Genomic DNA, 10,977 nt, shown 5'->3' on the forward strand with positions numbered 1-10,977 from the left:
ATGAGAACCCCGCGCCAGGTATCTCCCTTGCTCATGCTGTTGACCGCGCTGGTCGCCGTCTTCATGCTCGCGCCCATCGCGCTTTCGGTGCTCGCCGGGCTGGTCAACAACTACAGCGCCGGCCTCAAAAGCGGGCTCACGCTGCGCTGGCTGGTCGAGGTGTGGGAGCTCTACGGCGGCACGGTCGCCGCCTCGCTGCTGCTGGCCCTGCTGTGCGTGCTCGGCAACCTGCTGCTCGGCATTCCCTGCGCCTATGCGCTGGCCCGCAGCCGCTCGCGCCTCGCGCGGGTGTTTGAAGAGCTGTTGACGCTTCCCGTGGCCGTGCCCGGCCTGGCCACCGCGCTGGCGCTGATCCTGGCCTACGGGCAGATCAGCGGCTTCCGGCAAAGTTTTGCCTTCATCCTCGTCGGCCACATGGTGTTCACCTTGCCTTTCATGGTGCGCACCGTGTCCGCGGCTTTCCGCCGGCCCGAGCTGCATTCGCTGGAAGAGGCCGCGCGCTCACTGGGCGCCGGTTTCGTGCAGCGCTTTATGGGCGTGCTTTTGCCCGCCGTGCTGCCCGCCGTTGTGGCCGGCTGCCTGATGGTTTTCACGCTGTCGGTCGGTGAGTTCAACCTTACCTGGATGCTGCACACGCCGCTCACGCGCACGCTGCCTGTGGGCCTGGCCGACAGCTATGCCTCCATGCGGCTGGAGATCGGTTCCGCTTACACCCTCGTCTTTCTCCTTGTCATCCTCCCCGTGCTCTGGGGCCTGCAGGCCGCCGCCACCCTGATTGAAAAACACCATGGAAGCTGAACGCACGCGCGTGGACATCGCCCACTGCGCCAAAACCTATGCCGACGGCACCCGCGGCCTGCAAGCGACTTCGCTCACGGTGGAGCCCGGCGAGGTGCTGGCCTTGCTGGGGCCGTCCGGCTGCGGCAAGACCACCTTGCTGCGCCTGGTCGCCGGGCTCGAGGCGCCCGACGCCGGCAGCCGCATCACTTTCGGCGACACCGACGTCACCCACCTGCCCGTCGAGCGGCGCGGCATCGGCATGGTGTTCCAGCATTACGCGCTGTTCCCGCAGATGACGGTAGCCGCCAACATCGCCTACGGCCTGCGCGTGCGCGGCGTGGACGAGGCCGAGAAGCGCCGCGTGGTCGGCGAGCTGGTCGACCTGGTGCGCCTCAACGGCCTCGAGAACAAACGCCCGGCCGAACTCTCGGGCGGGCAGCGCCAGCGCGTGGCCCTGGCCCGCGCGGTGGCGGTGCGCCCGCGCGTGCTGCTGCTCGACGAACCTTTGACCGCGCTCGACGCCAAGCTCAAGGAATCGGTGCGCGACGAACTGGCCGAGCTGCTGCGCCGCCTCCACATCACCGCCATTCACGTCACACATGACCAGCAGGAAGCGCTGGCCATCGCCGACAGGCTGGCCGTGATGCAGGCCGGCCGCATCGTGCAGGTCGGCCATGGCGAGGCGCTGTACCGCACGCCCCAGCATCCTTTTGTTGCGAGTTTTCTCGGGCGCGTGAATCGCCTGGCGCGCGACGATGCGGCGCGCGCCGCCCACGTCGTCAGGGTCGGAAGCATGGACGTCGCCTGCCCGCCGTCCTGGCAGGCGCAGGACAGCGTGCTGGTGCGCCCCGAAGACATCGAGGTCGGCGAGGCCGCGGCCGGCTGGGGCGACGCCGTGGTGTCGCAGCGCGTCTTCCTCGGCGACCGCATCCAGCTCAAGCTTTTGCTGCCCGACCAAAGCATCGTCAATGCCGAAGTCGGCCGCGACCACCCGGCCAGCATGGGCGATGCCGTCGGCATACGCATACAGCCGCATCACCTCATGCCCGGCAGCGAACTGGCTGCCGCCTAAGCACCCCATAAGCACCCCATGACCACCTCCCTGCTGCAACTCTCAGACCTGCATATTCGCGAACCGGGTCGCCTGGCCTACGGCCGCATCAACACCGCGCCCTACCTCGTGCGGGCCGTCGCGTCCATCCTCCAGCTGCCGCAGCAGCCTGATGCCGTGGTCATCACCGGCGACCTCACCGACTTCGGCCGCGCCGCCGAATACGCGCACCTGCGCGAACTGCTGGCACCGCTGGCCATGCCGGTCTACCTGATGCCCGGCAACCACGACGAGCGCGCGCAGCTGCGGCAAAGTTTTCCCGATCACGCCTATCTGGGAACCGATGAATTTGTGCAGTACAGCGTCGCTGTCGGCGCGCTGCAGCTGATCGCGCTCGACACCGTGGTGCCCGGCGCCAGCGAAGGCAGCCTGTGCGAACAAAGGCTGGTCTGGCTGGCGCGCGAGTTGGAAAAGCATCGCGGCCGGCCCGTGGTGATCGCCATGCACCACCCGCCCTTCAAGACCCTCATCGGCCATATGGACGACATAGGCCTGCTCAGCGGCGCGGCCGAACTCGAAGCCCTGGTGAGCCGCTACCCGAATGTCGAGCGCATCATCTGCGGCCACCTGCACCGCGCGATCCAGGTGCGCTTCGGCGGCAGCATCGCGGCCACCGTGCCGTCACCGGCCCACCAGGTCCGGCTGGACCTGGCGCCCGACGCCGCCTCGGCCTGGATGCTGGAGCCGCCCGGCTTCGGCCTGCATGTGCTGCCTGAGGGCGGGCGGCTGGTCAGCCATACCGTTGCGAGTGGGGTGTATGAAGGGCCGTTTCCTTTTCATGATGGGGCGGGGTTGATCGACTAGCTAAGTCGAATGCCGTCGATCTCCCGTGCCACGTCGCTGGTTTGGCCGGCTCTTGCTCCGGCGGTGCGCGCTCTTCTGAGTTTTGCTGGCCGGGGGTAGCCCGGCGGCTACTCACTTTTCTTTTGCTTCGCCAAAAGAAAAGTAAGCAAAAGAAAAGGCGACCCTGGTTGCTGCGTCCCTCCGCTTCGCTACGGGCAACCTGCGGTGCTCGGTTCAGGCGGGGTCTCGCTAAACTCGCTACGCTGCGCTTCGCTCAAACAACGCGATCCCTGATCCGCCTGAACCTGCGCTCCTCGGCGCATCCACAAGGGGTGGGAGCGGGGAGAAGAAATCCAAACAGCCGAATACCAATAACGAATACCTGAAGAAACAAGGACTCGCCTTGGCGAGTCCTTGTTTGTCTTGGTTTGTTCTTTGTCTTTTGTCCCCGTTCCCGATTGCCCCGTCCTGGCTGGGCCGAGGAGCGCAGAGACAAGCGGATCAGGGCTGGCGTTGTTTGAGCCGAAGGCGAGTTTAGCCAGACCCCGCTTGGCTCGAGCACCGCAGGTTGCCCGAAGCGAAGCGTAGGGACCCAGACTGCGGGTCGCCTTTCTTTTGCTTACTTTTCTTTGGCGAAGCAAAGAAAAGTGAGTTGCTGCCGGCAACCCCGGCCAGCAGAACTCAGCAGCAAGCGCACCGCCAGAACAAGACAAGACCTCAATACAAAACCCCAGGCCACGGCGGCGCAGCCCCGGAGTAAAAGCCACCGACCACACCCTAAGCCACAGTCCTACAAAGGGGATCCCCACCCACGCGGATGCTCAACCTTTCCCTAGCTGGTCTAATAACCAAGGTGAACCCCCATGACCCAACCCGACTTCCTCACGGTATCCCGTCGAGGCCTTTTGATTGCGGGCGCCGCCTCCGCGGCCGCCAGCTCACTTCCCGGAGACGCGATGGCCGCGACTGAACCCCCCGCCACCCCCGGCACCGTGCCCACCGCCCGCGTCACGATCGACGTGAACGGCAAAGCGCACACGCTGAACCTCGACACCCGCACCACGCTGCTCGACACCCTGCGCGAACACCTGCACCTGACCGGCACCAAAAAAGGCTGCGACCACGGCCAGTGCGGGGCCTGCACCGTGCTGGTCGACGGCCAGCGCATCAACTCCTGCCTCACGCTGGCCGTGATGCACGAGGGCGCCAAGGTCACCACCATCGAAGGCCTGGGCACGCCGCGCCAGCTGCACCCTATGCAGGCCGCCTTCGTCAAGCATGACGGCTACCAGTGCGGCTACTGCACGCCGGGGCAGATCTGCTCGGCGGTCGGCATGCTCGACGAGGTGCGGCGCGGCGTCCCCAGCCATGTCAGCGCCGACCTCAACACCCGTCCCGTGCTGTCGGCCGACGAGCTGCGCGAGCGCATGAGCGGCAACCTCTGCCGCTGCGGCGCTTACTCCAACATCGCCGAGGCCATCACCGAAGTCGCGGGGGTGGCGACATGAAACCTTTTACTTATGAGCGCGTGCGCACCCCGGCCGAGGCCGCGAAAGCCGTCATGCGCCATGCCAACGCCAAGTTCATCGCGGGCGGCACCAACCTGCTGGACCTGATGAAACTGCAGATCGAGGCGCCGGCCCACCTGGTAGACGTCAACGGCCTGGCCTTCGACAAGATAGAAGCCACGCCCGAGGGCGGGCTGCGCATAGGCGCGCTGGTGCGCAACACAGCGCTGGCCGCCGACGAGCGAGTGCGGCGCGACTACGGCGTGCTGTCGCGCGCGCTGCTGGCAGGCGCCTCGGCCCAGCTGCGCAACAAGGCCACCACCGCCGGCAACCTGCTGCAGCGCACGCGCTGCCCCTATTTCTACGACACCGACCAGCCCTGCAACAAACGCCAGCCCGGCAGCGGCTGCAGCGCCATCGGCGGCCACACGCGCCAGCACGCGGTCCTCGGTGCCAGCCAGGCCTGCATCGCCACCCACCCCAGCGACATGGCCGTGGCCCTGCGCGCGCTCGACGCCACGGTGGAAACCGTGCGGCCCAACGGCCAGGCCCGCGTCATCCCGATTGCCGACTTCCACCGCCTGCCCGGCGACACGCCGCACATCGAGACCGCACTCGAGCCCGGCGAACTGATCACCTCGGTGAGCTTGCCCAAGCCCGTGGGCGGCACCCACATCTACCGCAAGGTGCGCGACCGCGCCTCTTACGCCTTCGCGCTGGTCTCCGTGGCCGCCATCGTGCAGCCCGGCGGCGCGGGCCGCGTTGCGCTGGGCGGCGTGGCGCACAAACCCTGGCGCGTCGAAGCCGCCGAGGCCGCGATGCCCCAAGGCGCCAAGGCGGTGGCCGCCGGCCTGCTCGCCGGCGCCCAGCCCACACCCGACAACGCCTTCAAGCTGACCCTGGTGGAGCGCACGCTCGCCGCGGTGCTGGCCCAGGCCAGGAGCTGAGCACCATGAAATTCGACACCCCCGCCACCACCAACCCGATAGACCAGCTCAAGGTCATCGGCAAACCCACCGACCGCATCGACGGCCCGCTCAAGACCAGCGGCGTCGCGCCTTACGCCTATGAGCGCCACGACGCCGTGCCCAACCCGGCCTATGGCTACATCGTCGGGGCAGGTATCGCCAAGGGCCGCATCGCCTCCATGGACCTGCGTGCCGCGAACGCCTCGCCCGGCGTGCTGGCCATCGTCACGGCAAGCAACGCCGGCAAACTCGGCAAGGGCAAGTTCAACACCGCCAAACTGCTGGGCGGCCCCGAGATAGAGCACTACCACCAGGCGCTCGCGGTGGTGGTCGCCGAAACCTTCGAGCAGGCACGCGCCGCCGCGCAACTCGTGAAAATCACCTACGAGCGCACACCCGGCAAGTTCGACCTGGCCGCCGAAAAAGCCACCGCCCCGCTGGCCAAAGCCTCCGATTTCGGCGGCACGCCCGAGTCGAAGATCGGCGACTTCGCGGGCGCATTCGCCGCCGCGCCGGTGCAGCTCGACGCCACCTACACCACCCCCGACCAGTCGCACGCCATGATGGAGCCCCACGCCTCCACGGCCGCCTGGCAGGGCGACAAGCTCACGCTCTGGACGGCCAACCAGATGATCGACTGGAGCGTCGGCGACATGGCCGCCACGCTGGGCATCCCCAAGGAGAACGTGCGCCTGGTCTCGCCTTTTATCGGCGGCGGTTTCGGCGGCAAGCTCTGGGTGCGGGCCGATGCCTTGCTGGCCGCGCTCGGCGCGCGCGCGGCCGGGCGCCCCGTCAAGGTCGCGCTGCAGCGGCCGCTGATGATCAACAACACCACGCACAGGCCGGCCACCATCCAGCGCATACGCCTGGGCGCCGGCCGCGACGGCAAGCTCACCGCCATGGCGCACGAGGGCTGGTCCGGCGACCTGCCCGAGGGCCAGCCCGAAACCGCGGTGAACCAGTCGCGCCTGCTGTATGCCAGCGCCAACCGCTTCACCGCCACCCGCCTGGCCGTGCTCGACCTGCCCGAGGGCAACGCCATGCGCGCGCCCGGCGAGGCGCCCGGCCTGATGGCCCTCGAAATCGCCATGGACGAGATGGCCGAGAAGCTGGGCCTGGACCCGATCGAGTTCCGCATCCGCAACGACACCCAGGTCGACCCCGAGCAGGCCGGCCGGCCTTTTTCGCAGCGCCGCCTGATTGAATGCCTGCGCCTGGGCGCCGACCAGTTCGGCTGGAGCCGGCGCAGCGCGCAGCCCGCGCAAGTGCGCGAGGGCCGCTGGCTGGTCGGCATGGGCGTTGCCGCTGCCTTCCGCAACAACCTGCTCATGCCGTCGGCCGCGCGCGTGCGGCTCGACAAAAACGGCGTGGTCACGGTGGAGACCGACATGACCGACATAGGCACCGGCAGCTACACCGTCATCGCGCAGACCGCCGCCGAAACCATGGGCGTGCCCCTCGAAAAAGTGCTGGTGCGCCTGGGCGATTCGACCTTCCCGGTCTCCTGCGGCTCAGGCGGGCAGTGGGGCGCCAACAGCGCCACCTCAGGCGTCTACGCCGCCTGCATGAAACTGCGCGAAACCATCGCGCAAAGCGCCGGCATCACCGCGCCCGACGCGGTGTTTGCCGACGGCATGCTGCATGCCGGCGGCCGCTCCATCCCGCTCGCGCAGATCGCCGGCGACAAGGGCCTGGTCGCCGAAGACTTCATGGAGTACGGCGACCTCGACAAAAAATACCAGCAGTCGACCTTTGGCGCGCATTTTGTGGAAGTGGCTGTGGACGCCGCCACCGGCGAAATCCGCGTGCGGCGCATGCTCGCCGTCTGCGCGGCCGGCCGCATCCTGAACCCCAAGGCCGCCCGCAGCCAGGTCATAGGCGCCATGACCATGGGCGTGGGCGCCGCGCTGATGGAAGACCTGGCCGTCGACAAGCGCCACGGCTTCTTCGTGAACCACGACCTCGCCGCGTATGAGGTGCCGGTGCATGCCGACATTCCGCATCAGGAGGTGGTCTTCCTGGATGAGACTGATCCTATGTCTTCGCCTATGAAGGCGAAAGGCGTTGGGGAGCTTGGCATCTGCGGTATTGCCGCCGCAGTTGCCAATGCGGTGTACAACGCGACTGGCGCGCGGGTTCGGGATTATCCGATTACGCTCGACAAGCTGCTGGAGCGCTTGCCTGCGGTGGCTTGAGGGCCGGAGCGCAGAAGCTCCGTCATGCCGCGGGCATAGGCCCCGCGGAAGCCAGCAAGCCCTTCGCTTCTTCGAGCTCCGCATGCTCGAACGCAGGCGCAAAATCCTCAAGCTCCCTGGGCAACAAGCCCACCTCGCTTGAAACGGCGACAGTCCGCCACTGCACGACAGCCGCCACCACTTCAGCCAGGATGCGCAGGGCGTCCGGGGGCGCCAGTTCAAAGCGCGCGGCTTGCGCCAGCAACTGGCCCACCGAGGTGATGGCCCCCGTGTCCTCGGTCAACCAGGTTTTGGACTCACGCTCTTTGTCCGGGAAGGGGTTCAGGTCAAACGCCGGCGCCAGGCGCCACAGGTTTTTGTCCACATACAGGAAGCCGATGTTCTGCAGGTGGTCGTCGACGTTGGTGATCAACAGGTTGAACACCAGCCGGCGCCAGAGTTGCCGTGTGTCGTTGGTGAATTCAACGACCTTGGAGCGCATCGCGTCCACCACTTCCGCATAGGCGCGCTCGTCATTGCGGCTGGCCTGCAGCAAGGTTGCGCCCGACATATAAGGAATCCGCCCATTGTCCGCGGTGCGGTCAAAGCGCCGGATCAGCGCTACCGGTTCGCCTTGCACCATCACCACGCGTGCGCTGGCGGTGTTTATGCCGGCCTTTTCCGCCAGGCGCAAGGCCAACACCTCCCCGCGTGTCACGCTGCGCTCGTCCTGGACACTCGGAAACTTCCCCATGGCCAGCCAGCCGTCGCTGTCCACCACCGTGCACTTCGGGCGCATGCCGCCCAGGGAGGTGCCCTTGCCCTGCAGGTACTTCAGGTCGGCGGCCGATTCCTTGTTGAGCTCCACCGCGCGCGAAGCGCTCAGTATTTTTTCAAGCTCCAGCAGGGGTGGGGTGGCGCGCTGTCCTTCTTCGGTGACGCGCAGGTAGCCTCGCTTCGCATCGTGCAAACGCAGCGCGCCGATACGGCTGAAGTCGTCCACCGCGCATAAATAGTCCAGCTCCGTCAAGGCACCCAACGCGGGGTTGTCCTTGCGCTCTTTCGCATGCGCCCGCGCGATCACCCGGCGGCCCCATGCGTCGGGCTCGGTGTCGGCCAGGGCCAGGAAGAAACAGGAGTCATCCTTGGTGGGCGCTTTTCGGGCCTGGAAGCCCTGCACCCGTTGCAGGTCTGGAGAGAGGTCAAACGCACGCGCTTGCGTGAGCCATGCCGGCGCATACGCGAACTGCGAGAACTCCCGCTGGCCGGACTTCACATAAACCAGCTTGCCCACCGGCAGCTCGTCACGCCCGATCAACACGTCCAGCTCCGCCTTGCCGCCCGGCTCGGCTGTCCTGGATTGTTTGAGGGTGGCCATGGGCGATTCCTTGGGGGTAGATCAGAAAGCGCCGCTATCGGCCCTGGCCTTGGGCAGGCGCGCGCGGCGCGGCAGCTTCTCATCCATCAGCGCCAGGCCAATGGCGTCTTGCTGTGTGTCCAGCAATTGATCCAGCGCCCCCAGCCCGCCCAGCACCTGAAGGGTTCGCGCCAGGTGTTGCAGCGCGGTACCGGGGTGGCCCGCCTCCATGCGCCGCACGGTGTTCACCGACGCGCCTATGCGCTCGGCCAATGCCGCCTGGGAGAGGTTGCGGCGCAGCCGCGCCAACGCGATGTTCTGGCCAAGGCGCTGAAGGGTCCGGTCAACAGGTAGAGGGGTTGGTGTCATGAGAAATAACTATCTAAATATGACTACTTAAAATACTTAAAGCACCAAATAAGGATGATTATCGGTTTTTAGTCAAAACGTATCAACCAATTTCTCGGTAATAGCCAGATATGGATTATTGAAGTACTTAATAATACAAATATGGGTGCTTATTGGGTGTTTGTGGTGCGACCCGCGGCGCCGCACTGATTGTGCACCGGATGCGCAGGGACCTGGTGGCTTTGTTCCCCGGGGACTACAGGGCGCGGGCTACAGGCTTGGCCGGCGCCGCTTTTGATTGTCCATTGAAGGGAGTTGTCCACCCATATTGGGCAAATAGGCGTGGCCGCGATCGCTGGGCCGCTGGCTGGTCGGCATGGGCGTTGCCGCTGCCTTCCGCAACAACCTGCTCATGCCGTCGGCCGCGCGCGTGCGGCTCGACAAAAACGGCATCGTCACCGTCGAAACCGACATGACCGACATAGGCACCGGCAGCTACACCGTCATCGCGCAGACCGCCGCCGAAATCATGGGCGTGCCCTTAGAAAAAGTGCTGGTGCGCCTGGGCGATTCGGCTTTCCCCGTCTCCTGCGGCTCCGGCGGCCAGTGGGGCGCCAACAGTTCCACCTCAGGCGTGTACGCCGCCTGCATGAAGCTGCGCGAAACCGTCGCGCAAAGCGCCGGCATCACCGCGCCCGACGCGGTGTTTTCCGACGGCATGCTGCATGCCGGCGGCCGCTCGGTCCCGCTCGCACAGATTGCCGGCGACAAGGGCCTGGTCGCCGAAGACTTCATGGAATACGGCGACCTCGACAAAAAATACCAGCAGTCGACCTTCGGCGCCACATTTTGTGGAAGTGGCTGTGGACGCCGCCACCGGCGAGATCCGCGTGCGGCGCATGCTCGCCGTCTGCACGGCCGGCCGCATCCTCAACCCCAAGGCCGCGCGCAGCCAGGTCATAGGCGCGATGACCATGGGGCGTGGGCGCCGCGCTGATGGAAGAACTCGTGGTCGACAAGCGCCACGGCTTTTTTGTGAACCACGACCTCGCGGGTTACGAGGTGCCGGTGCATGCCGACATTCCGCATCAGGAGGTGGTCTTTCTGGATGAGACTGATCCTATGTCTTCGCCCATGAAGGCGAAGGGGGTGGGGGAGCTTGGGATTTGTGGGATTGCTGCGGCTGTTGCGAATGCGGTCTATAACGCCACCGGGGTGAGGGTGAGGGATTATCCGGTTACGCTGGATAAGTTGTTGGATCGGTTGCCGGCTGTGGTTTGAGGGGAGGCAGCTTCCCCATCAACGAAGTCTTCGCCCCCATGACGGCCATGGTCGCGCCCGTGCGCTCGCCCACTGGCGCGATAGGCGTGGTCACGACCGCGGGGGCGCTGGTGCGGCTGACCGAGGCGCGTATGGAGCTGGCTGAAGCCTTGAAGGCGACGGCTGAGGAGATTCGGGCGGCTAGTGGGGCTTCTGGAATGTTTAAGAAGCGGGCTTAGTCTTCGCGTGAATGTGAGCGACCGCAAGGCGTACTTGCAGCGTTAAAGAAGCTGTAAAAGCTAGCCCCCTTCTGATGTTCCTGAGGCCAAGGTCGCCGGACTCACAATCCTTTGGTGGAATGTTCAAGTCACTCACGCCTCACCATTCTTATTCTTGTTGTTTTTCGCCTCAGTGTTCGGGGTCGGGCCTGGGGCGTTACTGCTTCTGGAATTCTGGAGAATCGGCAGAATTATCTGAAGACTATTGGATTTTTTAGACGCCATCGGATTGACTTCGAGTTTCCGTCTATACATCGCCAGAATTTAGTTTATCGATTGTCAGCTTTTGGCGGAACGACCTTTGGTATCGCTTGCGTACAGTGTTCGTAGATTTCAAGTTGCGTTCCATACCTTACGTAAGTTAGCGCCCTTGAATATCTGTCATAACTATGCGAATTTTGGAATGACAC

The 10,977-nt window shown here is 65.5% G+C and carries 9 protein-coding genes and 1 pseudogene; 8 read left to right on the forward strand and 2 right to left on the reverse strand.

The window, feature by feature from the left end:
* From ACSQ27_RS14665 to paoC, 6 genes are all read left to right on the forward strand, one after another.
* Complete coding sequence (locus tag ACSQ27_RS14665) at positions 1-798, forward strand: ABC transporter permease (protein WP_436156214.1); 798 nt, start codon at positions 1-3, stop codon at positions 796-798.
* Positions 788-1,852: an ABC transporter ATP-binding protein gene (locus tag ACSQ27_RS14670; protein WP_436156215.1), complete on the forward strand. Its 1,065-nt coding sequence runs from the start codon at positions 788-790 to the stop codon at positions 1,850-1,852. The genes ACSQ27_RS14665 and ACSQ27_RS14670 overlap by 11 nt, the downstream gene beginning before the upstream one ends.
* A gap of 18 nt (positions 1,853-1,870) precedes the next feature.
* Entirely contained in the window at positions 1,871-2,695 is an 825-nt protein-coding gene (locus ACSQ27_RS14675) for a phosphodiesterase (protein ID WP_436156216.1), read from the forward strand.
* A gap of 842 nt (positions 2,696-3,537) precedes the next feature.
* Positions 3,538-4,182, forward strand: coding sequence for an aldehyde dehydrogenase iron-sulfur subunit PaoA (gene paoA, locus ACSQ27_RS14680; RefSeq protein WP_436156217.1), 645 nt, complete (start codon positions 3,538-3,540; stop codon positions 4,180-4,182).
* On the forward strand, positions 4,179-5,129 hold the full coding sequence (locus tag ACSQ27_RS14685; RefSeq protein WP_436156218.1) for an FAD binding domain-containing protein: 951 nt from the start codon (positions 4,179-4,181) through the stop codon (positions 5,127-5,129). The genes paoA and ACSQ27_RS14685 overlap by 4 nt, the downstream gene beginning before the upstream one ends.
* A 5-nt stretch (positions 5,130-5,134) precedes the next feature.
* Positions 5,135-7,345 (forward strand): aldehyde oxidoreductase molybdenum-binding subunit PaoC, encoded by a 2,211-nt coding sequence (paoC, locus tag ACSQ27_RS14690; protein ID WP_436156219.1) that lies wholly within the window; start codon positions 5,135-5,137, stop codon positions 7,343-7,345.
* A 22-nt stretch (positions 7,346-7,367) separates the two neighbouring features.
* Here paoC and ACSQ27_RS14695 read toward each other — a convergent pair whose 3' ends face one another.
* Together ACSQ27_RS14695 and ACSQ27_RS14700 are read right to left on the reverse strand one after the other, a co-directional pair.
* The gene (locus tag ACSQ27_RS14695; RefSeq protein ID WP_436156220.1) at positions 7,368-8,702 is read right to left on the reverse strand and encodes a type II toxin-antitoxin system HipA family toxin; all 1,335 of its coding nucleotides are present in this window, start codon (positions 8,700-8,702) and stop codon (positions 7,368-7,370) included.
* A gap of 21 nt (positions 8,703-8,723) precedes the next feature.
* Positions 8,724-9,050, reverse strand: coding sequence for a helix-turn-helix domain-containing protein (locus tag ACSQ27_RS14700; protein ID WP_436156221.1), 327 nt, complete (start codon positions 9,048-9,050; stop codon positions 8,724-8,726).
* 391 nt (positions 9,051-9,441) lie between these two features.
* Between ACSQ27_RS14700 and ACSQ27_RS14705 the strand changes: the two are divergent.
* A pseudogene (locus ACSQ27_RS14705) lies at positions 9,442-10,141 on the forward strand (molybdopterin cofactor-binding domain-containing protein).
* Positions 10,026-10,310, forward strand: coding sequence for a hypothetical protein (locus ACSQ27_RS14710; protein WP_436156246.1), 285 nt, complete (start codon positions 10,026-10,028; stop codon positions 10,308-10,310). The pseudogene ACSQ27_RS14705 and the gene ACSQ27_RS14710 overlap by 116 nt, the downstream one beginning before the upstream one ends.
* Positions 10,311-10,977: the final 667 nt, after the last annotated feature.

The sequence above is a fragment of the Polaromonas sp. LjRoot131 genome, assembly GCF_964252805.1.
In the GTDB taxonomy this organism is placed as follows: domain Bacteria; phylum Pseudomonadota; class Gammaproteobacteria; order Burkholderiales; family Burkholderiaceae_C; genus Polaromonas.